The 24,115-nt window shown below is 73.1% G+C and carries 20 protein-coding genes and 1 riboswitch; of the genes, 10 read left to right on the top strand and 10 right to left on the bottom strand.

From position 1 onward, the window contains the following. Window positions 1-2: 2 nt before the first annotated feature. Together ACFZB3_RS07260 and ACFZB3_RS07265 are read right to left on the bottom strand one after the other, a co-directional pair. Complete coding sequence (locus tag ACFZB3_RS07260) at window positions 3-1,622, bottom strand: ABC transporter substrate-binding protein (RefSeq protein WP_391371044.1); 1,620 nt, start codon at window positions 1,620-1,622, stop codon at window positions 3-5. 222 nt (window positions 1,623-1,844) lie between these two features. Beyond that, window positions 1,845-1,961 carry a putative leader peptide gene (locus tag ACFZB3_RS07265; protein WP_388908340.1) on the bottom strand — a complete coding sequence of 39 codons (117 nt, stop codon included), beginning with the start codon at window positions 1,959-1,961 and terminating at the stop codon, window positions 1,845-1,847. Between the two features lie 34 nt (window positions 1,962-1,995). Then, a riboswitch (SAM riboswitch) is annotated at window positions 1,996-2,109 on the bottom strand. 326 nt (window positions 2,110-2,435) lie between these two features. On the opposite strand from ACFZB3_RS07265, the gene ACFZB3_RS07270 reads away from it, so the two are divergent. Together ACFZB3_RS07270 and ACFZB3_RS07275 are read left to right on the top strand one after the other, a co-directional pair. Then, window positions 2,436-2,639: a hypothetical protein gene (locus tag ACFZB3_RS07270; RefSeq protein WP_391371047.1), complete on the top strand. Its 204-nt coding sequence runs from the start codon at window positions 2,436-2,438 to the stop codon at window positions 2,637-2,639. Continuing rightward, window positions 2,636-3,445 carry a DUF427 domain-containing protein gene (locus tag ACFZB3_RS07275; RefSeq protein ID WP_391371050.1) on the top strand — a complete coding sequence of 270 codons (810 nt, stop codon included), beginning with the start codon at window positions 2,636-2,638 and terminating at the stop codon, window positions 3,443-3,445. The genes ACFZB3_RS07270 and ACFZB3_RS07275 overlap by 4 nt, the downstream gene beginning before the upstream one ends. An 85-nt stretch (window positions 3,446-3,530) precedes the next feature. Here ACFZB3_RS07275 and ACFZB3_RS07280 read toward each other — a convergent pair whose 3' ends face one another. Together ACFZB3_RS07280 and ACFZB3_RS07285 are read right to left on the bottom strand one after the other, a co-directional pair. Beyond that, on the bottom strand, window positions 3,531-3,902 hold the full coding sequence (locus ACFZB3_RS07280) for a MerR family transcriptional regulator (protein ID WP_391371053.1): 372 nt from the start codon (window positions 3,900-3,902) through the stop codon (window positions 3,531-3,533). Window positions 3,903-3,986: 84 nt separating this feature from the next. Then, complete coding sequence (locus ACFZB3_RS07285; RefSeq protein WP_391371055.1) at window positions 3,987-4,475, bottom strand: carbonic anhydrase; 489 nt, start codon at window positions 4,473-4,475, stop codon at window positions 3,987-3,989. Between the two features lie 412 nt (window positions 4,476-4,887). On the opposite strand from ACFZB3_RS07285, the gene egtA reads away from it, so the two are divergent. The 6 genes from egtA to ACFZB3_RS07315 all read left to right on the top strand — a co-directional run bounded on the left by egtA (window position 4,888) and on the right by ACFZB3_RS07315 (window position 15,278). Beyond that, complete coding sequence (gene egtA, locus ACFZB3_RS07290) at window positions 4,888-6,168, top strand: ergothioneine biosynthesis glutamate--cysteine ligase EgtA (protein ID WP_391371058.1); 1,281 nt, start codon at window positions 4,888-4,890, stop codon at window positions 6,166-6,168. Window positions 6,169-6,311: 143 nt separating this feature from the next. Continuing rightward, window positions 6,312-7,310, top strand: a complete 999-nt coding sequence (locus tag ACFZB3_RS07295; protein ID WP_391371061.1) for a zinc-binding dehydrogenase — start codon at window positions 6,312-6,314, stop codon at window positions 7,308-7,310. A 277-nt stretch (window positions 7,311-7,587) separates the two neighbouring features. Next, window positions 7,588-7,743 carry a hypothetical protein gene (locus tag ACFZB3_RS07300; RefSeq protein WP_391371064.1) on the top strand — a complete coding sequence of 52 codons (156 nt, stop codon included), beginning with the start codon at window positions 7,588-7,590 and terminating at the stop codon, window positions 7,741-7,743. Further along, window positions 7,744-12,861, top strand: a complete 5,118-nt coding sequence (locus tag ACFZB3_RS07305; protein WP_391371067.1) for a family 78 glycoside hydrolase catalytic domain — start codon at window positions 7,744-7,746, stop codon at window positions 12,859-12,861. 412 nt (window positions 12,862-13,273) lie between these two features. Continuing rightward, window positions 13,274-14,359, top strand: coding sequence for an NlpC/P60 family protein (locus ACFZB3_RS07310; protein ID WP_391371069.1), 1,086 nt, complete (start codon window positions 13,274-13,276; stop codon window positions 14,357-14,359). A gap of 4 nt (window positions 14,360-14,363) precedes the next feature. After that, the gene (locus tag ACFZB3_RS07315; RefSeq protein ID WP_391371072.1) at window positions 14,364-15,278 is read left to right on the top strand and encodes a hypothetical protein; all 915 of its coding nucleotides are present in this window, start codon (window positions 14,364-14,366) and stop codon (window positions 15,276-15,278) included. An 18-nt stretch (window positions 15,279-15,296) separates the two neighbouring features. Here ACFZB3_RS07315 and ACFZB3_RS07320 read toward each other — a convergent pair whose 3' ends face one another. Both ACFZB3_RS07320 and ACFZB3_RS07325 read right to left on the bottom strand, forming a co-directional pair. After that, complete coding sequence (locus ACFZB3_RS07320; protein ID WP_391371075.1) at window positions 15,297-16,181, bottom strand: hypothetical protein; 885 nt, start codon at window positions 16,179-16,181, stop codon at window positions 15,297-15,299. A gap of 260 nt (window positions 16,182-16,441) precedes the next feature. Continuing rightward, complete coding sequence (locus tag ACFZB3_RS07325; RefSeq protein ID WP_391371078.1) at window positions 16,442-17,104, bottom strand: transglycosylase SLT domain-containing protein; 663 nt, start codon at window positions 17,102-17,104, stop codon at window positions 16,442-16,444. Window positions 17,105-17,281: 177 nt separating this feature from the next. Between ACFZB3_RS07325 and ACFZB3_RS07330 the strand changes: the two genes are divergently transcribed. Next, on the top strand, window positions 17,282-18,298 hold the full coding sequence (locus tag ACFZB3_RS07330; RefSeq protein WP_391371082.1) for a BadF/BadG/BcrA/BcrD ATPase family protein: 1,017 nt from the start codon (window positions 17,282-17,284) through the stop codon (window positions 18,296-18,298). A 55-nt stretch (window positions 18,299-18,353) separates the two neighbouring features. Here the strand turns inward: ACFZB3_RS07330 and ACFZB3_RS07335 are convergent, their stop codons facing one another. Continuing rightward, window positions 18,354-18,674, bottom strand: a complete 321-nt coding sequence (locus ACFZB3_RS07335) for a hypothetical protein (RefSeq protein ID WP_391371085.1) — start codon at window positions 18,672-18,674, stop codon at window positions 18,354-18,356. Between the two features lie 106 nt (window positions 18,675-18,780). Beyond that, complete coding sequence (locus ACFZB3_RS07340; RefSeq protein WP_391371088.1) at window positions 18,781-19,665, bottom strand: SIS domain-containing protein; 885 nt, start codon at window positions 19,663-19,665, stop codon at window positions 18,781-18,783. A 205-nt stretch (window positions 19,666-19,870) separates the two neighbouring features. Between ACFZB3_RS07340 and ACFZB3_RS07345 the strand changes: the two genes are divergently transcribed. Further along, window positions 19,871-20,659, top strand: a complete 789-nt coding sequence (locus ACFZB3_RS07345) for a sugar isomerase domain-containing protein (RefSeq protein WP_391371091.1) — start codon at window positions 19,871-19,873, stop codon at window positions 20,657-20,659. Window positions 20,660-20,864: 205 nt separating this feature from the next. On the opposite strand, the gene ACFZB3_RS07350 is transcribed toward ACFZB3_RS07345, so the two are convergent. Both ACFZB3_RS07350 and ACFZB3_RS07355 read right to left on the bottom strand, forming a co-directional pair. Then, window positions 20,865-23,204, bottom strand: a complete 2,340-nt coding sequence (locus tag ACFZB3_RS07350; protein WP_391371095.1) for an FUSC family protein — start codon at window positions 23,202-23,204, stop codon at window positions 20,865-20,867. A gap of 118 nt (window positions 23,205-23,322) precedes the next feature. Then, complete coding sequence (locus ACFZB3_RS07355; protein ID WP_391371098.1) at window positions 23,323-24,099, bottom strand: polysaccharide deacetylase family protein; 777 nt, start codon at window positions 24,097-24,099, stop codon at window positions 23,323-23,325. Window positions 24,100-24,115 lie beyond the last annotated feature (16 nt).

Raw genomic sequence — 24,115 nt, forward strand, 5'->3', positions numbered from 1 at the left:
CGTTAGCCGATCCAGGTGTCGTGCAGCTGGATACGGCTGCCGGAGTCGAACGCGAGGTCGTGCACCTTGTTCGAGACGCCCAGCTGGGTCTGGAGCTCCACCACCGGTATGTCGTAGGCGTTCTGCACGATCAACCGCTGTGCCTCGCCGACCAGTTGCCTGCGCTTCGCGGTGTCCGTGGTAGCGGCCTGCGCGGACAGCGCCGTGTCCAGCGAACTGGCCGGCAGGTGGTAGAAGTTGGCCAGCTTCGTGGAGAAGGAGCTGCGCAGGATGTCCGGGTCGGCGCGGGTCGTGTTCCCCCACACCACGTCGAAGTCACCCGACTGGAGCGTGGTGGCGAACTGGGTGACCGGGAGCTGCTTGAGCACCACGCCGATCCCGACGGCCTTGAGCTGCTGCTGGACCAGCTCCAGCGCGGGCTGGTTGGTGGCCGCGTTCGGGAACCAGCTGATCGTCAGGGTCAGTTTCTTGCCGTCCTTGGTGCGGACGCCGTCGCTGCCCGACCGCCAGCCGGCCTGGTCCAGCAGGGACTTGGCCTTGGCCGTGTCGAGGGCGAGGTCCGCGGAGAGATCCGTGTAGTCGGGCGTGGTGTGCGCCAGGATGCTGGTCGCCGGCTGGGTGCCGGTCGGGAAAACGGTGTCGGCGATCTGCTTCCGGTCGACGGCGGCCGAGATCGCCTGACGGACCTTCGGGTCCTTCAGCAGCGGCCGCGAGTTGTTGAGCCCCAGGCCGAACACCACACCGGGGTTGGCCCGGCTCCGCAGGGCGACCTGGCCGCCCTTGAGCGCCGCCTCGTTGGCCTTGCCGACGCTGCTGATGGCGTCCACCTGCCCGGACTGGAGGCTGCCGGCCCGCACCCCGGCCTCGGGCACGACCTTGAACACCAGCTTGTCCAGGTAGGCCTCGCCCTTCTTCGACCAGAGCGAGGAGCCCCAGTCGTACCCGGTGCGCCTGGCCAGGGTGACCGACTGGTTCTGCACGTACTGCTTCAGCACAAACGGACCGGACCCGACCACCCCGTCGCTGCACTTCTCCTGCGGGGTCTTCCGCACGCTCGCCGAGGACTCGATCCCCAGCGAATGGGTCGAAGTCGCCTGCAGGAACTGCGCGTTGGGCTGCTGGAAGGTCACCTTGACGGTGAGCGGGTCGACCACGGCGGTGCTCTTGACGCCGCTCAGGTAGCCCTCGGCGAGAGTGCCCAGGGCGCCCAGTTCCGGCACCGCGTCGAAGTTGTCCTTGACCACCTGCGCGGTGAGCTTCGACCCGTCGCTGAAGGTGACCCCCGAGCGCAGGTGGAACGTGAACGTGGTCGCGTCGGCGCTGATGTCCCAGCTCCTGGCGAGCCAGGGCACGATCCTGCCGGTCTTCGGGTCCTGGTCGGTCAGGGAGTCCACGATCTGGCGCACCGAGTAGATGGTGTCGTTGCTGCCGACCTGCTGCGGATCCACGCAGCCGGCGTCGGACCCCACCGCGAAGGTCAGGGTGCCGCCGGACCTCGCCCGGCCGCTGCCGGCGCCGGAGCCGTCGTCGCCCGAACCGCACGCGGTCAGCAGGACGCTGGTGGTCAGGAGCGCGGCCAGGGGCGCCCATCGGGAGGGTCTGAAATCCGGAAGTGCAGTCACGGAGGGCTTTCTCCTACTCGTGTCACCGGGGCACGACCACGCACGGATGCACGGAGGCACGACGGTGTGTGCGGCCCGGACGGATCGGCTCCGGCCGGGTGTGCGCTGTGCAGAAAAGGGGGGTTGGCATGCGGACGACACCGGGAACCGGCGGCGAGGGTAAAGGGCGGCGCGAAGGGGCCTGGGCCGGTGACGGATGTCAGCCGGTGGCAGCCGGGCCGGTCAGGCCCGACAGAGGCAGCTGGTCGAGCGCTTCAGATCGATGTGGCGCCGGCGCGAGAGCCTGGAGTACGCCGTGGCGTCGGCGGGGGAGGCAGCGGAGTCGTCGCTGTGCCGCATGTCCAACCTCCCCGTCTCCGGCCCCGGTCACGGGACCACGCGCTTGCGGGAGTCATCGGTGACCCCGCCGGGCTTTCACCTGGAGCACCCCACCGCGCGGGAGGGTTGCCGGTCAGCGAGCCAGGGCTTGACGCTGACACTCAATGCCGTTGGTGATGCTACGGATCGATTTTGGCGTACGTCAATGGCGCAATGTGACGCCCTGTCCGGTGAACGGGGTCGTCTCATGTGGCGGGACGGATGGTGGACGCACCTTGTTCGGTGTGCTTTGATCCGGCCATGGAGACCGCAGGTCAGGCAGACGTCGTGCTGCTCGACCCGTTCTGTCCGGGCCGCCGTGCCGACCGGTTCGCCCAGACCCGTCGCTGACCACTCGCTCCCTTCCGCCGCCGCCTTCACCTCCGCCGCGTCGGGCCCTCACCCGGATCCGGACCGGCGTCGCGGGCATCCGGGCGCGACAGGCGCCGCCCGGCCATGGCGGTCGTGTCACCCCTCCCGGCCTTCGCCGACCCGGGCGGCACCGCCTTCGAACCCGTCCCGGTGTGGGAGCGTGCCAGTGGCATCGTCGAGGAGTACCTGTGGGTCTCCGGCCGCCCCGAGCAGCCGGCCGCCCGGCGCGGAACCGCCCCACGTCGCCGAGGTCACCGCGTGAACCAGCCGAGGGAGAGCCGCTCATGACCACCTTCCCCACCGCACAGGCCGTGCGGACCACCCCCGAAGGACTCCTGTGGGAGCCGAGCGAGCGCTGGGTGCGCGGCCGCAAGGGCGACGTCACGGTGGTCGACAGCCGCCATCCCGTCCTCGTCTGGGAGCCCGGGGTGCCCGTGCCGCTGTACGCGTTCCCGCGCGCCGAGGTACGCGAGGAACTCCTCAAGCCCGCGAAGAACCCGCCGACCGGGACCCACACCGGCTCGCGAATCTTCTACGACGTCGAGGCCGACGGCGAACTGCTGGAGAACGCCGCCTGGACCTTCCCGGCCGCCGACCTCGCCGACCACATCGCCTTCGAGTGGTTCCGGCGCGTCGGGCGGGGCCTGGACCACTGGTACGAGGAGGAGGAAGAGATCTTCGTCCACCCCCGTGACCCGCACAAGCGGGTCGACGCCATCCCCAGCAGCCGGCACCTCGTGGTCGAGATCGACGGCACGGTCGTCGCGGACACCCGCCGGCCGGTCCTGCTCTTCGAGACCGGCCTGCCCACCCGCTACTACATCCCGCGTGAGGACGTCCGCCTCGACCTGCTCGAAGCCACCGGCCACCACACCGGCTGCCCGTACAAGGGCACCGCCGAGTACTGGTCCTGGCGCGGCGAGGCCGACGTCCCGCCCGACGTCGTCTGGAGCTACCCGGACCCGCTGCCCGCGGTCGGCGCCGTCCAGGGGCTCCTCGCCTTCTACAACGAGGTTGTCGACATCACCCTCGACGGCGAACGCCTGGAGCGCCCGGTGACCCACTTCAGCAGCGCTCTCGCCGGGCAACAATGAGGCCGTGCCGACGGCGGTGCTGACCGCCGCCTCCGCCGGCAGCCGGCCGGGCCGGGGCCGGGCACTCGGCGCCGCCGACGTGTCGTCACGGTTGGCCGAAGGTACGCAGGACGAGCCCTTCGCGCAGTCGGGTCAGCCGGTCGATCTCGGTGTCGAGGGCCGCGAGCCTGCGGGCGATCACCCCGGAGCCGGGCCGGTCGCTGTCGGGGTGCCCGCAGCGCCCCGGGGGCAGCTCGCCGAGCATGGCGAGCCGGTCGGCGAGACTGCGCAGGTCCTCGACGGTCAGACCGAGCGCCAGCAGCTCACGGATGACCCGGACCCTGGCCACCTCGTCGGGCCCGTACTCACGTTGCCCGGCGGCCGTGCGCCGCGGTGCCGGCAGCAGCCCCCTTTCCTCGTAGAACCGCAGTGCCCGAGGGGTGGTCCCCGCCGCTGCCGCCGCGTCCCCGATCCGCATGTCCGCCCCCGAGCCTCGGAGCCTCTGGCCCGCCGCCGCGCCGTGGACCTCGTCGGGGTCGCCGCCCTCCTCGGACCGTGACGCTCAGAGGACTTCGGAGAGCCTGCCCGTGGCCACGTCGAAGACGAAACCGCGGACGCGGTCCTTGTGCACGACGAAGGGGTCCGACTTGATGCGCGCGATGGACTGCCGCACGTCCGTGTCCGGATCGGCGAAGGCTTCCGCCGCCCAGGGCGGACGGATTCCGGTGTCCTTCTGGACCGCGTCCTTGAACCCGTCGTCGGTGAAGGTCAGCATGCCGCAGTCGGTGTGGTGGATGAGGATGATCTCCTCGGTGCCGAGCAGCCGCTGGCTGATGGCGAGCGAGCGGATCTCGTCCTGGGTGACCACACCGCCCGCGTTGCGGATGACGTGGGCCTCGCCGTCGTTCAGGCCGAGGATCGCGTAGACGTTCAGCCGGGCGTCCATGCAGGCCACGACGGCGAGCCGCCGGGAGGGCGGCAGCGGGAGCGGGCCGGAGAAGGACTCCGCGTAGCGGGCGTTGTTGGCCAGCAGTTCATCGGTCACGGACATGGGGGACCTCGGCTTCCTCTGGTGCGACGGGTGACTGGGGTGGGCGGTGGCACGGTGCGGCCCCGGATGCCCCGGGGCCGCGGAGCACGGTCACGCGGCCCGGCTACAGAACCCGTCGAAGAGGTGGACGCGACGCGAGGGCCAGAAGCCCGTCAGCGTGGCGGCGAAGGTCGCCATTTCCCCAGTGAACCGGCCGGCGCCCCCGTCGGCAAGAGAGCGGCGAGCCACCGACGGGCTGAGGGCGGCCCGGGCCTGCCGAGTTGGCCGCTGCGGGTTGCCGGATGCCCAGTCGTCCGGAAAGTGCGCTCTTGTCGTGACAGGGCAGGACGGCGGACTCTTGCAGCAGGCACAGCGGTACGCGTACCGGACGTCGGACCCCCGACGACCCTGAGGCGGCTCAGGAGGCCCCCGGATGTCGGTTTCACCGGAGTGCGGCGGTGACGGTCGTGCCGTCACCGAACAACAGGCGGAGGCGCTGGTCGAGGGGGTCTGCTTCAAGACGGGCCCGCCGCGCAGCGTCGGCGTGGAGGTGGAGTGGCTCGTCCACCGGGAGGGTGCGCCGCACGAGTCCGTGGGCCGGGAGGAACTGGCAGCGGCCCACGCCGGCCTGCGGACCCTCCCGCTGACGTCCGGTCTGAGCATCGAGCCCGGCGGCCAGGTGGAACTGAGTTCCCGGCCGGCCCCCTCGCTGGCCGCGTGCGTCTCGGAGGTCTCCGCCGATCTGGACGCGGTGCGCACCGCACTGCGCAGGCAGGGCCTGGCCCTGGCCGGCATGGGCGTCGACCCCTGGCAGCGGCCGCGCCGTTTCCTGCGGGAGCGGCGGTACGACGCGATGGAGGCCTGCCTCGACCGGACGGGCCCGGCGGGGCGCACCCTGATGTGCACGTCGGCCTCCGTCCAGGTGTGCCTCGACGCCGGATGGGAGGGGTCCGGCGTCATGGGGTTCGCGCGCCGCTGGTGGCTGGCACACCACCTGGGCGCGGTCCTGGTCGCGGCGTTCGCGAACTCGCCGATGGCCGAGGGCCGGGCCACGGGCTGGCTGTCCACCCGGCAGCTGATGTGGGCGGAACTCGATCCGGGCCGGGCCGGCGGGCCCTCCCTGGCCCACGATCCGCGGCACGCCTGGGTCCGTCGGGTCCTCGACGCGCCGGTGATGTGCGTACGCCGCGACGGCCCCTGGGAGGTGCCGGACGGGGTGAGCTTCCGCGAGTGGACCCGCTCGCGCACCATGCGCCCCCCGACCCGCGCGGACCTCGACTACCACATCAGCACGCTGTTTCCGCCGGTCAGGCCACGCGGACACCTGGAGCTGCGCATGATCGACGCACAGCCCGGCGACGACGGGTGGATCGTGCCGCTCGCGGTGGTCACGGCCCTGTTCGACGACCCGGGCGCCGCCGCGATCGCGAACCGGGCCGTGACCCCCCTCGCCGAGCGCGGTGCCGGGGCCCCGGCACCGCACAATCCGCTGTGGACCGCCGCGGCCCGCCACGGGCTGGCCGACCCGGACCTCAGGCGTGCCGCCGTGACCTGCTTCGCCGCGGCGCTGGACGCCCTGCCGCGACTGGGGGCGAGCGCCGCGGTCGTGGCCGCCGTCGCGGCCTACGCCGACCGCTACGTCGCACGCGGGCGCTGCCCGGCCGACGACGTACTAGACCGGGAGGCGCGCGCCCGGCTCCGAGCGGAATGGTGAGCTGCGCCGCGGTGTTGGCCGAGGACGGTCAGAGGTCGTCAAGACGCCTGTGGAGCAGGAGAGTTCGGGCCGCGATGTGCTCCGCGGCGACTCCGCGCGACGTCCTTTGGCCAGTGCATCGACCGAACAGGGAAGGACACTGCGTGCGCGCATACGGATTCAAGTCGAACGGCGGACCGGAAGTCCTGGAGGAGATCCAGGTGCCGACTCCGCGGCCGGGCCCGGGCCAGGTGCTGATCGAGGTCGCGTACGCCGGGGTGAACTTCGCCGAGGTGCAGCACCGCCGGGGCGAGTTCGGCGAGCCCGACGGCCCCGGGGGCTACGACGTGCCCGGGCTGGAGGTCTCCGGCACGGTGGCGGCGCTCGGCGGCGGGGTGACGGAACGGGTCGTCGGCGAGCAGGTCGCGGCGTACCTTCCGGCCTTCGGCGGATACGCAGAGTTCGCCGTGACCGACACGGACTTCGTCCGGCCGCTGGGCGGGCTGCCGCCGGCGGTCGCGGCGGGGGTGCCGTGCGTGTACCCGACGGCCTACGGGGTGCTGACGGACGCGGGACGGCTGCGCGCGGGCGAGACGGTCCTGATCCATGCGGCGGCCGGCGGAGTCGGCTCGGCCGCGGCACGGATCGCGCGGGCGCTCGGTGCTTCCCGGGTCCTCGGCACGGTCGGCTCCGCCACGAAGACACGGCTGGCCGCCGAGCTGGGCTACGACGCCCTCTTCGTCAGGGAGGACTTCGCGGACGCGGTCCGGGAGGCCACCGCCGGGCGTGGCGCCGACCTGGTGCTGGACCCCGTCGGTGGACCGGTCCGGCGGGCGAGCCTTGAGGTGCTGGCGCCCTTCGGCCGGGTGGTCGTCTACGGGGACCTCGGACGTGACACCGACTGGACGGCGGACGTCTGGGACCTGTGGAAGAACAACCGGACGGTCGCCGGGTACAACATCGGCGATGTCGCCCGCCGTTCCCCCGCCGCCATCGGCCGGTACCTGTCCTCGGCCCTGTCCGCGCTCGCCTCCGGGGAGCTGGCCTCCGTCCCGCCGGACGTGGTTCCGGCGGCGGACGTCGTCGAGGTCCACCGCCGCCACGAGGCCGGCCGGACGCACGGGAAGACCGTGCTCGCGTTCGCGGGGCCCGAGGCCGGCTGAGCCGGGCGGGGCCCCCGCCCACCGCGTCGGGGGGGGGGGGGCGGGGGGCGGCGGGGCCCGGGGCGCCCGCCGGCCCGGGGCGGCTTCAGCGCGCGGGCCCCCCCCCCCCCCGCCCGCGCGGGGGGGGGGGGGGGGGGGGGGGCCGCGGGCGGGGGGGGGGGGCCCCCCCCCCCCCCCCCCCGGGCCCCCCCCCCCCCCGCCCCCCCCCCCCCCGACGCGGTCGCTTCGCCGAAGTGCTCAGCCCGCCGCCCGCCGCCCGCCGTTCGGGTGCGGAGCGGTGGGTGAGGGGCGCGCGCAGCGTTGTGCCGGTGTACTCGGCCCGGTAGACCCCGCGCGGCTCGGCGCCCGTGCCGAGGGCGGCATCGGCCCCGGGCTGATCACCGCGCAGGTGGACGGGCCGGTCCGGGTGGAGCGGGAGCTGACTCCGCAGTAGGTGACCCAACCCGAGCCCGGGGTCCACGTGTTCGACCTGGGACAGAACATGGTCGGCTCCGTACGGCTGCGGGTGTCGGGGGACGCGGGCACGACCGTGCGGCTCAGACACGCCGAGGTGCTCAACCCCGACGGCACGATCCACACCGCGAACCTGCGGAGCGCGGCGGCGACGGACACGTACACCCTCAAAGGCGGCGGGGAGGAGGTCTACGAGCCGCGGTTCACCTTCCACGGGTTCCGCTACGTCGAGGTGACCGGATTCCCCGGCACCCCCACGGCGAAGGCCGTCACCGGGCGCGTCATGCACACGGACGCTCCCTTCACCCTGGACTTCGAGACCGACGCGCCGCTGCTGAACCGGCTGCACCACAACATCACCCGGGGGCAGCGCGGTAACTTCCTCTCCGTACCGACCGACACTCCCGCGCGCGACGAGCGGCTGGGCTGGACGGGGGACATCAACGTCTTCTCGCCCACCGCCGCCTACACCGTGGAATCGGCCCGGTTCCTGTCCAAGTGGCTCGTCGACCTGCAGGACTCGCGGACCCCGGCAGGCGCGTTCACGGACGTGGCGCCGGTGGTCGGCACCCTCGGCAGCGGCACGGCGGGCTGGGGCGACGCGGGCGTCACCGTGCCCTGGGCGCTCTACCAGGCCTACGGCGACCGCCAGGTCATCGCGGACGCCCTGCCGTCCGTCCGGGACTGGCTGACGTATCTGGAGCAGCACAGCGACGGACTGCTGCGCCCCGGCGCCTGCCACGGCCCTCGGCGGTCTGACGGGCGATCAGAGCCCCTTCCATCCAGCGGTGTTGCGGGCCGTCCCGTTCACCTCGGCTGTGTGCTCCCGCCCCATTGTGTTGAGCCTTGCACCCCCCTACTGTTCGACTTTGCCCGAGTCTGTTTGGTGTTGATTGCTCAAGTCGGTCTGGAGGCCGCGGTGCGGAGTGATCGGATCGGTTCAGAGGGTGCGAGACCCGGTGGGCGCCGATGGTGGCGGCCCGTTCTCGCGGCGGCCGCGACCCTCGCCCTCGCGGCGGGCATGGTCGCGCCCGCGGCGGCGGCGCAGGACGTCGGCCGACAGGCACCGGCCGCCGCCCCGGACGTCGGCGCGCAGGCGCACACGGTGAGTCTGGACGGCTACTCGTTCCTCGTCGACGGCCGGCGCACCTACCTGTGGTCCGGCGAGTTCCACTACTTCCGGCTGCCGAGTCCGGACCTGTGGCGCGACATCTTCCAGAAGATGAAGGCCGCCGGGTTCAACTCCACCTCCCTGTACTTCGACTGGGGCTACCACTCGCCGAAGCCGGGCGTGTACGACTTCAGCGGGGTGCGGGACGTCGACAAGCTCCTCGACATGGCCCAGGAGGCCGGTCTCTACGTCATCGCGCGCCCGGCGCCGTACATCAACGCGGAGGTCGACAGCGGCGGCCTGCCCGGCTGGCTGACCACCAAGGCCGGGAACAACCGCAGCGACGACCCGCGGTTCCTGAAGTACGCCGACGAATGGCTGACGCAGATCGACCGGATCATCGCCCGCCACCAGCTGACCAACGGCACCGGGTCGGTCATCGCCTACCAGGTCGAGAACGAGTACTACAACGGCTCCGCCGCCGGCCGCTCCTACATGCAGCACCTGGAGGACAAGGCCCGCGCCGACGGCATCACCGTACCGCTGACCGGCAACAACAACGGCACCTTCAACTCCGGTACCGGCGCCCTGGACGTCGACGGCCCGGACTCCTACCCGCAGGGCTTCGACTGCTCCAACCCCGCGAAGTGGAACGGCGTCCCCGACATCAGCTACGACCACCCCGCCGGAAAACCGCTCTACTCGCCGGAGTTCCAGGGCGGCGCCTTCGACCCGTGGGGCGGACCGGGCTACGACAAGTGCGCCCAGCTGATCAACGACCAGTTCGCCGACGTCTTCTACAAGCAGAACATCGCCGTCGGCGCGACCGCGCAGAGCTTCTACATGACCTACGGCGGCACCAACTGGGGCTGGCTGGGCATGCCGGAGAACTACACGTCGTACGACTACGGGGCCGCGATCCGGGAGACCCGCCAGCTCGACCCGAAGTACTACGAGGACAAGCTGATCGGGTACTTCACCCAGTCGGTCTCCCCGCTGACCAAGACCGAGGCGATCAGGTCCACTCCGCCGGACGACACCGCGGTCGTCGACACCGCCCGGATGAACCCCGACACGAAGACCCAGTTCCACGTCCTGCGGCACGGCAACTCCACGTCCACCGCGGTCGACAAGACCCATATCTCACTCGACTTCAACGCCCAGCCGGCCGCGGACACCACCTACACCTGGGACGACCCCGACTCCGCGCTCCAGTACGCCGGTTCGTGGTCGCACGTCGCCAACACCAGCTACACCGGCGGCGACTACAAGCACACCGAGTCGTTCTCGAACAAGGCCGGCGACTCCCTCACCGTCCCCTTCGACGGCACCGCGATCCGCTGGATCGGCTCGAAGACGAACAACCACGGCTACGCCGACGTCTACCTCGACGGCACCAAGGCGGCGACGGTCGACGACTCCGGCAGCGAGAACCAGGCCGTGCTCTTCCAGAAGACCGGCCTGGCACCGGGTGCGCACACGCTGAAGATCGTGGTCGACGGGACCCACAGCTCGGCCTCGACGGACAACTACGTGGCCGTCGACGCGATCGACGTGCCGACGGGCGACTCCGCCGCCGAGCCGACCTACCCGGTCGTGCCCCAGCAGCCCGGCACCGCGATCACGCTCGACGGCCGGGACTCGCACGTGATCGTCGCGAACTACCCGCTCGGCGACTCGCAGTTGCAGTACTCGACGTCGGAGATCATGACCAGCGCGACGATCGGGGACCGGGACGTCGCCGTCCTCTACGGCGACCAGGGCAGCGACGGCGAGACCGTCCTGCGCTACGCCACCGAGCCCACCGTCACCGCCACCGGCGGCGAGGTCACCACCACCTGGGACGCGGCCACCGGGGACCTGCGCCTCAACTACACGCACAAGGGCCTGATCCGCATCAGCGTCAGCGGCGGCGGCAAGCGCCCGCTCCTGCTGCTCGTCGGCGACAAGGCCACGGCGGAGACCTTCTGGCGCCAGGACACGGCGACCGGCCCGGTGCTGGTGCGCGGCACCCACCTGCTGCGCACGGCGACCAGCCTGGACGACGGCCGTACCGTGGCCCTCACCGGCGACAACGCCGACGACAAGGACATCGAGGTGTTCACCTCGGCCGACCGGGTCACCTGGAACGGCAGGACGGTACGGGGTGAGGCCACCGACACGGCGAGCCGCACCGGGACGATCCCGACGGCCGTCCCGGTCCACCTGCCGGAACTGACGAACTGGAAGCACGCCGAGGAGTCGCCCGAAGCGGCCCCCGGCTTCGACGACTCCGGCTGGCAGGTGGCCGACAAGACGTCCACCAACAGCGTCTCCGGCAGCGACTCGCAGCCCGTGCTCTACGCCGACGACTACGGCTTCCACACCGGCAACACCTGGTACCGCGGCCGCTTCCGCACCTCCGGCAAGGAGACCGGCGTCCACCTGGTCTCCGACTCCGGCGGCGGCGCGCAGGCGTTCTCCGCCTGGCTCAACGGCACCTTCCTGGGCAGTTCCACCACCGGCAGCGCCGACTTCACCTTCCCCGCCGGTTCCGTGAACGCCAAGGGCGACAACGTCCTCTCCGTCCTCACCGTCAACATGGGACACGAGGAGGACTACAACTCGACCAACGGCAACAAGACCGCACGCGGCCTGACCAGCGCCTCCCTCACCGGAGCGCCGCTGACCTCCGTCACCTGGCGGGTGCAGGGCGTACGCGGCGGCGAGGACCTCCAGGACACCGTGCGCGGCCCGCTCTCCACGGGCGGCCTGTACGGCGAGCGGGCCGGCTGGTCCCTGCCCGGCTACCCGGACCGGAGCTGGGACCAGGTGTCCCTGCCGGCCACCGACACCCGCCCGGGCGTCTCCTGGTACCGCACCGACGCCGAACTGGACCTGCCGCACGGCCAGGACACCTCGGTCGGGCTGACGTTCACCGACGACCCGTCCCGCAAGTACCGTGCCACGATCTTCGTGAACGGCTGGCAGGTCGGCAACTACGTCAACTACCTCGGCCCGCAGCACACCTTCCCCGTACCGAACGGCATCCTCAACCCCAACGGCCACAACAGCATCGCCATCGCCGTCTGGAACCTGGACGGCAGCACCGGCGGCCTCGGCAGGGTCTCCCTCACCGACTACGGCAGCTACGCCTCGTCGCTGCGTGTCGCGCAGAACGACAGCCCCCGCTACGACGCCGGGAAGTACGCGATGCCGTCGCGCCCGGGTGCGGACGTCACCCTGGACGTGCCCGACACCGCGCAGTCCGCCCGGGCCTTCACGGCCGAGACGACGGTACGGGTGCCCGAGGACCGGCCGTCCGCCTCCCGCCTGACGGCCTCGCTCTCCGCCCCCGACGGCTGGACCGTGACCGCCGCGAGCCCGGCCTCGGTCGAGCGGGTACGACCGGGCGGATCGGCCACCTTCACCTGGACGGTCAGGCCGCCGGACGGCGCCCTCCCGTCCGCCTCGGCACTCACCGCCACGGTGGACTACGTGCAGAGCGGACGGCAGGCCACCGGCAGCGACGAGCGCGTCGTCCGCGGGATCCCGCCGGCCCCGCCGGCCGGGCAGAGCGCGGTGAGCGACCTGCCGTTCCTGTCGTCCACCAACGGGTGGGGCCCGGTGGAACGCGACACCAGCGTCGGCGAACAGGCGGCCGGGGACGGCCGTCCGATCACCGTCGCGGGCGTCGGCCACGCCAAGGGCCTGGGCACCAACTCGGTCAGCGACGTCCAGCTCTACCTCGCCGGACAGTGCTCCCGACTGACGGCGGAGGTGGGCGTCGACGACGAGACCGGCGGTGCGGGAACGGTGACGTTCTCCGTGATCGCCGACGGCAGGACCCTGGTGACCACGCCGACGATCCGCGGAAAGCAGGCCGCGGTGCCGATCGACGTCGACGTCAGCGGCGCCCAGGTGCTCGACCTCGTGGTCGGCGACGCAGGCGACGGCAACGGCAACGACCACGGCGACTGGGGGACACCGACGCTGACCTGCGGCTAGCCGGACGGCGCAGCGGGTCCGCCTTCCAGGGCAACGGAGGCTGTCTCACGGGCACTTCGCGGTGTCCGTTCTCCTGGCCGAGCAGACCGTTTCGGAACGGAATGGTCGGCCAGGAGGGCGGCGTGCCGTGCAGCGGTACCTCGATCGGGTGATGGAGAAGAGGGCAAGTGGGCGCCTCTGCGCAGGAGTTCTTCCTCGCCGGTGCCGTGCCGGGGCGCGCCCGCCGTGTCCGGCCGTGGTGCGGAAGGCGCTTGCGGGCAGGCTGACGCGCCCGGGGGTACAGAGGCGGGCCGTTCGCGGCGGGGTAATGTGTTCAGGAATCGAACAGTTCCCCGTGGGAACCGTGTTGGCGGCTGTGACGGGAGAGCAGGCCGTCCGGGCCACCCGCATGTGACCTCTGAAGATGGAGCCGATGAACGTGTCGACCCGTGGCAGACGGCTGCGGAGCCGGGCCGCCACCGCAGCCGTCGTCTGCGCGATCGCCGTGTTACCAGGCCCGAGTTACGCAACCCCGGGCTCACCGGATCCGCGCAACGACAAGTCGATCGAGGACATCCAGGACGAGTTGAAAGGCCTCTACCGCCAGGCGGAGGTGGCGACCGAGGCGTACGACGCCGCCGACGTGAAGGCGGCCGAGCAGGAGAAGCGGCTGGCGTCGCTCCACAAGGACCTCGCCCGTACCGAGAACAGACTCGCCGACCTGCACGACCTCGCGGGCGCGGCGGCCCGCACGCAGTACCGCGGGGGCAACCTCGACTCCACGGGCCTCCAACTGCTGCTCGGCGACCACCCCGAGCACGCCCTCGACGACGCCGCCCAGGCCCGGCAGGCCCTGCGTGACGTGGTGACCGTGTCCGAGAGCCAGGCGAAGGCCCGTGCGGAGCTGAGCCGGCAGACGGACGCCGCCGCCGAGAAGCTGCGGGAACTGAAGAACACCCGCGCGGACAAGGCCGAGTCGAAGCAGAAGATCGAGAAGAGGATCGCCGAGGCCGAGCAGATCGAGGCGGGGCTGAAGAAGGAACAGACCCGTAAGCTCGCCCAGTTGGAGAAGGAACAGGCGAAGGAGGCCGAGGCCAGGTGGACGGGACCCGGTTCCGGCGGCGGCACCTCGACCGGTACCGGTTCGACCGGCGGCCGGACGAAGGTGAGCGGGGCGGCCGGGAAGGCCGTCGACTTCGCGCTGGCGCAGATAGGCAAACCGTACGTGTGGGGCGCCGTGGGCCCGTCCTCGTACGACTGCTCGGGGCTGACCTCCACCGCGTGGGCGGCGGCCGGGCACCCCATACCCCGCACCTCGCAGGCCCAGTGGCAGGGGCTGACCCGGGTCAGCCTGTCCTCCGTGCGGCCCGGAGACCTGATCATCTACTACGACGCCACCCACGTGGGCATGTACATAGGCGACGGGCAGATCGTCCACGCCCCGCGGCCCGGACGCACGGTCACGACCGCCCCGGCCGCCTCCATGCCCATCCTCGGTGTCGTCCGACCCGGAGTCTGAGCGGATGACCCACTCACTGACCCCCCGCGACGGGGGAAACCTGCCCGCGCTCAGCGCCCCGCCGCTGATCCGGCTCGACGCCTACGTGGCCGAGGACGGGTCGACGGTGGTCAACGGCCATCTGCTGGAGATGGGCGGCACACGGCCCCCCAACGAGGCGATCCTCGACGCGATCGCCATGTTCGCCCGCACCCTGGGCGCCCCGGTGGCGGCCACCGTCATCGACCGCAGCGTGCTGCAGGTGGCCCGCCTGCGGGTCCACCCCGACGGCTCCAGCCGGACCATCGCCGACGAGGAGGACCTGCCGCCCGGGCGCGAGCGCACCGCAGCGGAGGAGGAGGCGTTCCCGCCGCTCGCCCGCGTCGAGCGCATCATCGAGCATGCGCAGCGCGGTGAGCTGCACGCCGCGTCCGTCCTCGCCAGCGCCCTGCGGGAGCACCTCACGCTGCGCAGGGGCGCCGAGGACGAACTCTCGCTGGAGGCACGGGCGATCGAGGCGTACCTCGCGTACCAGCGCGGCGACTACATGCTCTCCACCGTCCTCGCGCTGACCGTCGCGCGCATCCGCTGCCGCACCGACGTGACCCGGGCGGCATCCGAGGTGGCCCGTGCCACCGCGGCGTGGCAGCGGCTGACGGACGACGGCCAGGTGGCCACCCGAGGGCAGGAACTGCTGCACATGTGGGAACACCTGGCCACGGAGGGCATCCTGCTGGAGCCGGCCCACCAGGCCATGGCGCGGGCCGTCCGGACCCGGCTCGAACGGGGCAACCGCTCACTGCCGGCACCGGCCACCGCACCGGCGGTGACGGCGGGCCATGGACCGGTCGCCCCCGAGGACACACCCCTCCGCCCCACGCGCCGGGGGCTGCGACGTTTCACCCGGCGCGCCGGCCGGTCCGCAGAGTCGCCGTCCTAGGCGATCCCGGCGGCGGCCTCAGCGGTCCGCGGGCATCACGGGCCGGCCGGTGAACGCATCGAGGAGCACACGTTCCCCGAGCGGCCTGCGCAGCCCGACCTCGACGTCCTGCTCGATCAGGTCGGCGGTGCAGGCGCCGTCCCGGGCTCCCCTGACGGAGGCGTAGAGCACGACGCTCCGGTCCGTCTCCAGCGCCTTGACGACAGGACCGTCGTCGCAGGCCCCGTGCGAGGCCCGCACCGTGACGGACCGGCCGTCCGGCGCCGTCCCCGCAAGCCGGGAAAGACTCCTGAGGCCGCCCGCGGACCCCTCCCGGGCCGGCGCGACGGGCGAGGCGGGGAGCGTCGACGCGGTGACGGCGACCCGCTTGAGCGGGCTGCCGTAGCCCGCCAGCGTGAACAGCCAGGCGGGGACGGTGGCCGGGCCGCGGCTCGTGGCGACGGTCGTCGTGCCGAGCCTCGCTCCCGTCACGGTCAGCCTGGAGCCCGCGCTGTCGGCGAGGGCGAACGACCGGTACGCCTTCCTCGCTCCCCACAGCGGACGGGTGAGAGCGCCCCTGCCCGGCCAGCGGACCTTCCCCTGCTCGGGTGCGGTGGCGGGCAGGTCGCCCCGCAGCACGAAGTTCCGCCTCTCGTAGGCCTGTTCGTCGGCCCGGCTGTGCCAGCCCGACTCCGGGATCTGGACCGGGCCCGCCATGGGGAAGTACCCCCGGCTCCACACGGCGGCCGCCGCGGATCCCCGCCAGGCGTCGGCCACCTGCCTGGCCCGCTGCTCCTGCGCCTGTGCCGACCGGGCCTGCCCGCCGTCCCCGGCCCGCGAGCCGTCGTCGCACCCCGCGAGGAGGCAGGCGCCGATCGCGGGCGCGACCAGCAGGCCGACCAGACGCTTCGCTCGTACCTTCATGACCGTCCCCCGGAGTTCGTTTGCTGGCGCGGCGGTTGAGTGCCACACCTTCGACGCAGGGGACGGCGTCGGCGTTCGCCCGCGACTCCGGTGGCGGGTACGAATCCTGCTCGCCCGCTGTACGCCTTCCCCGCGTGCGACGCCGGGCGGTTGCGAGCGGGACGGTTGCGAGCGGGGCGGGACCCGGTCGTCACATGGGGGCGTACAAGTCCGACGGCGATCGGACTTCCCCGGCGGGGAGCAGCGGACGTACCGCGTGCTCAGTACGCGTGGTGGACCTGCCAGAACGCCCAGGCCTGGCAGGGGCTGCCGTACGTGGTGTTCATGTAGTTGAGGCCCCACTTGATCTGGGTCGCCGGATTGGTCTGCCAGTCGGAGGCGACGGAGGCCATCTTGTTGCCCGGCAGGGCCTGGACGAGGCCGTAGGCGCCGGAGGAGGGGTTGACCGCCAGGTAGTTCCAGGTGGACTCGTGATCCACGATGTTGCTGAAGCACTGGAACTGGCCGCTGCCCACGATCTCCAGGGCCATCGCCTTGATCTGCGCCACGGTGTAGGAACTCTGCACGGGGAAGCTGGCGGTGGCGTCGCCGGCCGCCGCCTTGGCCGCCTCGCGTTCCTTGGCCGCGGCCTGCTTGGCCTCCGCCGCCTTGGCCGCCGCCGCCCGCGCGGCCTGCTCGGCGTCCTTCCTGGCGCTCGCGTCCGCCTGCACCGCCATGGCGTCGGCCTGCTGCGTCAGCGACGTGGTCTGCACCCGGGCCTGCTGTCCCGTGGGCAGGTCGGCGAGGAGGGTGGCATCGGCCGCCGTCGCCTCCGCGTCGTTGTTCTGCGCGCTGCTGCCCGAGGCGACACCGACGACACTTCCGACAGCGGTGACCGCGGTGGCCGACGCCACCGCGATCCCCCGGACCGATATGCGGCTCACGCGCTTCTCTTCCTCTTCGCCCGGGCCACCGAATGCGGCGGTCGACGGAAGTGTTTCGCTTGACGGGTACGACAGTTGGAACACTCTTGCGTGCCGGCCCGGCCGGCGCAATCCCGGAGGGAGTGCGGATCCTCACACCTTCGCCGCGGCGGGGTCCAGGGGCCACCATGAACCCCGATGAACAGTGCTGCGGACCGGAGTGCGGGATGGGTCGTCGGGATCGATGCCGGCGGCACCCGGACCCGTGCGGTGCTCGCGGACGCGCGTGACGGGCGGGTCGTCGGGCAGGGCGGCTCCGGGCCGGGCAACGCGCTGACCGTTCCGGGGCCGGAACTCTCCGCGCATCTGGCCGAGGCGGTCGCGTCGGCCGTACCCGAGGCGATACGGGGGCGGGTCCTCGCGGTGGCCGGCGGTTTCGCGGGGGCCGCCCGGGCGCCGGAGGAGGACCGGGGCCGGGTGCGGGCGCGGGCCGGCCTCGCCGCCGCTCTGGCGCGCCTGGGCATCACCACCGCAGCCGTCGAGGTCCACAGCGATGTCGAGGCGGCCTTCGCCGGGGCGCCCGGGCATCCGGCCGGCGGACTAGCGCTGGTGGCCGGCACCGGAGCGGTCGCCGCCCGGATCGAGGGGCGCGTGCTGGTCGCCACGTCCGGCGGGGACGGCTGGCTGCTCGGAGACGACGGCGGCGGGTTCTGGATCGGCCGTGAGGCGGCCCGGGCGGCTCTGCGGGCCGCGGACGGGCGCGGCGGACCGACGGTCCTGACCGGCACCGTCGGCCGGGCCCTGGGGATCGCGGCGGACGCGCTGCCGCCGGCCGGCGGCGGGTTCTGGGCGCCCGCCCGGCGGGCCGCCTACCGGGCGCTGCTGCTGCCCGCGGTGCTGGACCGCCCGCCCGTGCGGCTGGCCGACCTCGCGCCGCTGGTGCCGGCCGCGGCGGCGGCCGGCGACGTGGTCGCCCGGGCGATCCTCCGGGAGGCGGTCGGTCATCTCGCCCGGACCGTGGCCGCGTTGCTGCCGCGCCCGGGGGAGACCCTGGTCGTCACGGGCGGACTGAGCGCCCCGGACGGTCCGCTGCTCACCCCGCTCGGGGAACGGCTCGCCGGCCTCACGGTCGTCCCGGTGGCGGACGGCCTGGCGGGGGCCGTGGCGCTGGCACGGCTCCTCACCACCGGCCGGCGCCCCGCGGAGGACCCGTGACCACCGGCCCCCGTGCCTGATGACGGGGCCGGCGGTCACGGGGGAGGCGGCAGGCTCACGGTCCGGCCGGGTCGGCAGCCACGAACTCGGCGCAGTGGATCAGGAGTCGGCCCATGCCCGCGTCCTCGACGGTCACCGTGATCCTGCGCCGGTCGCCGGGCGCGAGCCGCTCGGCGGACACGGGGACCTCCGCCTGCACGGTTCCGTCCTCGCCGGCGGTGGCACGGTTCTCGCCGACGCTGCGGACCCCCGGCCCCTCGACGGCGAGCAGTACCGGCCGGCCCGGGACGTGCTCGGCGTGCACGACGACCACTTGCAGCGGTTGCTCAGGGGGGCCGGTGAACGACTCGGTCGACTCGACAGAGGTCACACGCATGGGGCTCCTACGAGTGCTGGTGGAGCCCCATCCTGGCATCGAGGGGTGGCTCAATCAACCAACCACCTGGTCTGTCAATGGTTCATTGATTCAGACCGGGGTCGGCTCAGTGGGATCGCCGGGCCTTCACCGTGTGCTGCCCCGCGATGTGGTCGGTCAACGCCAGTGCGGCGCTGGCCCGTTGGTAGGAGAGCTGGGCGACCCGGACGTACAGGCAGTCGATGAGGAGCAGCACCGAGTGGCGGGCGCCGATGATGCCGGTGGGGAAGCTGGTCTCCGGGGTGGACGAGACGAGCCGGATGTCGGCGGCGCGTGCCAGCGGGGAACGCGGGTCCGAGGTGAGGGCGATCGTCGTCGCGCCGCGCTCCCCGGCCGTCTCGAACGGCTCGGTCGTCTCGCGGGTCGATCCGGAGTGCGAGACGCCGAGCGCGACGTCGGCGGGGGTGAGCAGGGCGGCCGAGGTGACCGCGGCGTGCACCTCGGTCCAGCCGCGCACCGAACAGCCGATCCGGAACAGCCGGGTCTCGGTCTCCTGTGCCACCGCGCCGCTGCCGCCGACGCCGTAGACGTCGATCCTGCGGGCCCGGGCCATGGCCTGCGCCGCCCGCTCGACCGCGTCCAGGTCGATCCGGTCCAGGGTCTGCTGGACGGCCCGCAGGTCCGCGGTGCCGACCACCTTCACCACCCGCTCCAGGCTGTCGTCCGGGGAGATGTCCGGACCGATCTCGGCCGTGCCCCAGTCGGAGACCTCGCCGCGGCCCCGCTCCTGTGCGAGCGCGATCAGCAGGTGCTGGTAGGAATCGAGTCCGACGGCCCGGCAGAAACGGGTGACGGTCGCCTGGGAGGTGCCGGTGCGGCGGCCCAGCTCCGCGGCCGAACAGTGCGTGACGGCGGCCGGATCCGCCAGGATCAGCTCGCCGACCTTCCGCAGGGAGCCGGCCAGGCGGGGCAGCTCGGTTCGGATCAGTGTGGTGACGTCGGTCGAGGGCATGGGGAGACCGTACCTGCCACCTTACGAGCCGTCAGTTGAACAAGGGGACCGGAACGGCACGCCATTGCAGCACATGCCGCGTGCATGATTTATTGATTCGTCGGCGGGGGCGAATCCGGGGTGGTTCGATCCACCGGCGGCTCCGGGTCCAGGGGTTCCGCCCCCGTGACACACCTCGGTCGTCCCGGCAGTGGGGAGTGCACGCGTGTCCGTCGAGTCCGCCAGCGGGTCCGGAACCGGACCGGTGAACGCCGACCGCTTCGCCCGCGAGGGCCTCGCCGCCCTCCACCGGCTCACCGAGTCGGCCCGCGCCGACGTCACCCGGGCCGCCGCACTGATCGCCGACTGCGTCCGCGCCGACGGGGTCGTCCAGGCCTTCGGCACCGGCCACTCCCAGGCCCTGGTCCTCGAAGTCGCCGGCCGCGCGGGCGGACTGGTCCCCACCAACCGGATCAGCATCGCCGACCTCGTCCTCTACGGCGGCGAGCACCCGAGCGTCCTCGACGACCCGCTCCTGGAACGCGAGCCCGGCATCGCCGCCCGCCTCTACGCCCTCGCCGCCCCGCATCCCCAGGACCTCTTCGTCGTCGTCTCCAACTCCGGGGTGAACAGCGTGATCGTGGAGATGGCCCTGCACGCCAGGGAACGCGGACACCGGCTCCTCGCCCTCACCTCCCTCGCGCACACCAGGGCGGTCCCGGCCGGCCATCCCAGCGGCAGGAAGCTCGCCGACCTGGCCGACGTGGTCCTCGACAACGCGGCCCCGCGCGGCGACGCCCTGCTCGGACTCCCGGGCGGCGGCGCGGTCTCGGCGCTGTCCACGCTGACCGGGGTGATGCTGGTGCAGATGGCGGTGGCCGAGGCGGCCGGCCTCCTCCTCGCCTCCGGTGACCGCCCGCCGGTCTACGTCTCGGCCAACGTGCCCGGCGGCTTCGAGGGCAACCTGGAACTGGAGAAGCGGTACGCCGGGCGGATCCGGCGCACCGCGAGCTGACAGAGCGTCCGCTTCGACCACGCGGCCGACCGCCTCGCCGCCGGGTACCGCGCCGCGGGGCCCGCGGCGGGGACCGGCTGCGCCGGCCGGTCCCACCTGCACCGGGACGTCAGGGCCTGGGCCGGGGCGACGCCCGTGGCGGTGTCCGGCGGCGCGGCGGTCGGCGGTCGGTGACGCTGCCCGGGCCGCGCCGCCCTCCACCGGCTCACCGCCGCGCGTCGTCCGGCGACGACGGGGTGCCCGGGCCTGCGGCCGGGGTCGGGCCGGCGGGTGTCCCCCACATGGGGTGGCGTTGTGCCCGGGCGGCCTCGGACAGGGTCGGCTGGAGGCGGCGGGCCGCGTCGACGTGGTCGTCGGTCCAGATGATCCGGACCGCGACGGGGGTGGCCCGGCCCTGACCGTCGCTGAGTTCGGTACGGACGGACTCCACGAGCCGCGCGGCGCCCTCGGGCTGGAGCGGGACGGCGTCGGGGACGGGCGAACGGCCCCCGAGGCTCGCGGCGAAGCCGTGGTACCAGGCGGTGACCCGGGCCGCCGAACCGAGGACCGCACGGTGGGCGTCGGCCCGGACGGCCTGGACCCGCGCCAGGTCCTCGCCCTTCCACAGGGAGACGACGGCGTCGGCGGCCAGCCGCAGCCCGACGACCCCGGTGACGAGGGTGGTCGCGCAGGACAGCGACAGCGGCTTGGCACCGCGCTCGGCGAGGTAGTTGCGGAACGCGTCGTCGAGGCGGCGGGCGGCGGCCGCCGCCACCCGGCCCTGCGGACCGGGGTCGGTGGGGCCGGAGTGGCCCAGGGCGTAGTCCACGGCGTCCGCGAGGTAGCGGGCGCTGTCGTCGTACGCCTCGGCGAGGGCCCGGTGGACGGCGCCCCGGGCGCCGCGCGGCCAGAAGAACACGGCCACCACCACGCTGACCAGGCACCCGAGCGCGATGTCCTGGACGCGCAGCAGGGCGATGTGCCAGTTCGGGTCCTGGCCGATGTTGAACAGCACCACCAGCGTGACGGTGAACGCGGCCTGCCCGGCGGCGAAGGAGATGGCGGCGGGCGCGATCCCGGCGCACAGAACGGCCACGGGGAGCACGAACCACAGCGCCGTGCCGTGGTGGCCGATCAGATGCAGCAGCGCGGCGCCGACCACGGACCCGGCGACCGTGCCGAGGACGGCGCGCACGGCGTTCTGCCCGGTGCTGAGCGCGTTGGAGCGCAGCACGGACAGGGTGCCCAGCAGCACCCAGAAGGAGTGCCCGACACCGGTCACCCCGGCCAGGAACACGGCGATGCCGAGGCCGACGGCGCCGCGCAGGCTGTTGTGCAGCCACACCGAGTCCGGCCTGAGATGGGTGACGGCGCGTTCCCGCGCGGACGCGAGGGGTGCGGCCAGGGCGCCCGGATCACGGCCGAGGAGCCGCTCGGGCCAGCTGCGCTGCCAGGCGGTGGCCGCCATGTCGACGTTGCCGGCGATCTGCAGCACGGCGAAACCGAGTTCCTGGGCGCGGAAGGACACGTCGAGCGTGGCGATGAACCCGTAGACCTCCGCCGTGCTGGTGCCGCCCGGGTGCTCGGCGGGCACCCGGACGGTGGAGCTGTGCTCCATCCGGGCCAGGGCCGCCCGCAGGTCGTTCTCGCGGGTCCGCAGCGGACCGGTGTCCCCGTTCAGGTCCGTGAGCAGATCGCAGGCCGCCTCCAGGACGTGGGCGGCGGCGCCGCGCACGGTGTGCGCGGCCGGATCGCAGGCCGGCGGATTGTCGGTGTACTCGGACCGGTCGACGAGGACCGCGCACAGCCAGGTGAGCTGGTCCACCAGCCGGACCAGCGCCCGCGAGGTCGCGGACAGACCGGTGGGGCGACAGGTGGTGGCGTCGAAGACCGCGCGCAGCTCCGCGCCGGTCCGGGCCGTGTGCTCCGCGCCCACCCGGCACCGCTCGGCGTCGGACCCCGGCCCGTCCGGCCCCGGCAGGGCCGCGCGGATCCGCAGGTACCCGGCGGCGGCCCGGCAGACGGCCGCCGCCGGGGCGCTGAGCAGGTCGGCGACGGGACGCGGCCACAGCAGGGCGACGGCAGGCAGTGCCACCGCCCCCGCCAGGCCCGCGCCGGCGAGCCGCTCGGGCAGCTGCGACAGGGGCACCGGGGCGCTGACCGGGAGCACGAAGGCCAGCAGCAGCGCCGTCGAGCTGCCGGCCAGCACCGAGCTGACCACGCCGACGAAGAGGATGACGAACCCGACCACGACGGTGGCGGCCACGGCGAGCCAGAGCGACTGCGCGGCCGGCGTACCGAGGGAGATCAGCACCAGCCACGCCACCGCGAGCGCCGCCTGCGCCCGCAGCCGCTCCACCATCGGCCCGGAGTAGTCCACCAGCAACAGCATCGAGAACGAGCCGAACGCGGCGTAGCTCGCCATCGCCGGGGAGTGCAGCACCTCGGTGCACAGGGCGAACAGGGCGGGCATCACCAGCGCCGTACGCCCGGCCCGCCGGGTCGCCGCGAGATCCGGGTCCTTGCCGCGCAGCCACGTCACCCACCGTGGTGCCCGCCCCGACATGTCCACCTCCGCCGGCCTGGAGCGGCCGGCCCCGACGCCGCACCGCCCACACCACCCATATGCGGTCACCGCCGGGCCGCCCGCAACATTTGCCCGGGATGACGGGGCGGTCCCGTGCTCAGCGCACCGGGAAGCCGAACGCGTACCCCTGTTCCTTCAGCCACGGCAGCACCTCGCGCAGGGCGGCCACCGTCTCGGAGCGGTCGCCGCCGGCGTCGTGGAAGAGGATGGTCGGCCCGTTGGGCAGCTCCTCCTTGACGGTGGCGACGATGGCGGCCGTGCCGGGGCGTTCGAAGTCCTTCGAGTCGACGTTCCAGCCCAGCGGACGCATGCCGTGCGAGGCGGCGACCTTGCGGCTGTACGGGGTGAAGGCGCCGCCCGGGGCGCGGTAGTAGAGCGGCCGTACACCTCCGGACGCCTTGGTGATCATGCGTTCGGCGTCGAGGATCTGCTCGGACTGGTAGGCCTCGGACTTGGTGTCCATGGTGACGTCGTGGGAGACCGTGTGGTCGCAGAGCCGGTGCCCGGCCGCCACCACCTCCCTGACCAGATCGGGGTGTGCCTGCGCCTGCGGGCCGATCATGCAGAACGTGGCCCGCACGCCGTACTCCCGGAGCACCTGGAGCACCTTGGGGGTCCAGACCGGGTCCGGCCCGTCGTCGATGGTGATGTTCACACCCCGGGAGCCCCGGTCCGAGGCGTGCGCGATCTCCACGGACACCGGGGCCGGAGCCGCCTTCGGCGTGGTGTGGTGCACCGAAGTCCCGGCTTGCGCACGCCCGTTGACGGGACCGGCCTGCGCGGTCCACAGCGAGGCGGCCACGGTCACGGCCGTGACCCCGAGCGCCGCCGCGGCCACCTGGCCGTACCATCCCCGTCCGCCGTGCCGCGCCATGTCCGCCCCGATCCTT

The sequence above is a fragment of the Streptomyces sp. NPDC008092 genome (assembly GCF_042957285.1).
Classification (GTDB): domain Bacteria; phylum Actinomycetota; class Actinomycetes; order Streptomycetales; family Streptomycetaceae; genus Streptomyces.

What these genes read in the sequence shown, in the direction of transcription:
- ACFZB3_RS07265 (WP_388908340.1), bottom strand. Translation starts at nt 1,961, where the DNA reads ATGCGGCACAGCGACGACTCCGCTGCCTCCCCCGCCGACGCCACGGCG.
- ACFZB3_RS07270 (WP_391371047.1), top strand. Translation starts at nt 2,436, where the DNA reads ATGGCGGTCGTGTCACCCCTCCCGGCCTTCGCCGACCCGGGCGGCACC.
- ACFZB3_RS07275 (WP_391371050.1), top strand. Translation starts at nt 2,636, where the DNA reads ATGACCACCTTCCCCACCGCACAGGCCGTGCGGACCACCCCCGAAGGA.
- ACFZB3_RS07280 (WP_391371053.1), bottom strand. Translation starts at nt 3,902, where the DNA reads ATGCGGATCGGGGACGCGGCGGCAGCGGCGGGGACCACCCCTCGGGCA.
- ACFZB3_RS07285 (WP_391371055.1), bottom strand. Translation starts at nt 4,475, where the DNA reads ATGTCCGTGACCGATGAACTGCTGGCCAACAACGCCCGCTACGCGGAG.
- egtA (WP_391371058.1), top strand. Translation starts at nt 4,888, where the DNA reads ATGTCGGTTTCACCGGAGTGCGGCGGTGACGGTCGTGCCGTCACCGAA.
- ACFZB3_RS07310 (WP_391371069.1), top strand. Translation starts at nt 13,274, where the DNA reads ATGAACGTGTCGACCCGTGGCAGACGGCTGCGGAGCCGGGCCGCCACC.
- ACFZB3_RS07315 (WP_391371072.1), top strand. Translation starts at nt 14,364, where the DNA reads ATGACCCACTCACTGACCCCCCGCGACGGGGGAAACCTGCCCGCGCTC.
- ACFZB3_RS07320 (WP_391371075.1), bottom strand. Translation starts at nt 16,181, where the DNA reads ATGAAGGTACGAGCGAAGCGTCTGGTCGGCCTGCTGGTCGCGCCCGCG.
- ACFZB3_RS07330 (WP_391371082.1), top strand. Translation starts at nt 17,282, where the DNA reads ATGAACAGTGCTGCGGACCGGAGTGCGGGATGGGTCGTCGGGATCGAT.
- ACFZB3_RS07335 (WP_391371085.1), bottom strand. Translation starts at nt 18,674, where the DNA reads ATGCGTGTGACCTCTGTCGAGTCGACCGAGTCGTTCACCGGCCCCCCT.
- ACFZB3_RS07340 (WP_391371088.1), bottom strand. Translation starts at nt 19,665, where the DNA reads ATGCCCTCGACCGACGTCACCACACTGATCCGAACCGAGCTGCCCCGC.
- ACFZB3_RS07350 (WP_391371095.1), bottom strand. Translation starts at nt 23,204, where the DNA reads ATGTCGGGGCGGGCACCACGGTGGGTGACGTGGCTGCGCGGCAAGGAC.
- ACFZB3_RS07355 (WP_391371098.1), bottom strand. Translation starts at nt 24,099, where the DNA reads ATGGCGCGGCACGGCGGACGGGGATGGTACGGCCAGGTGGCCGCGGCG.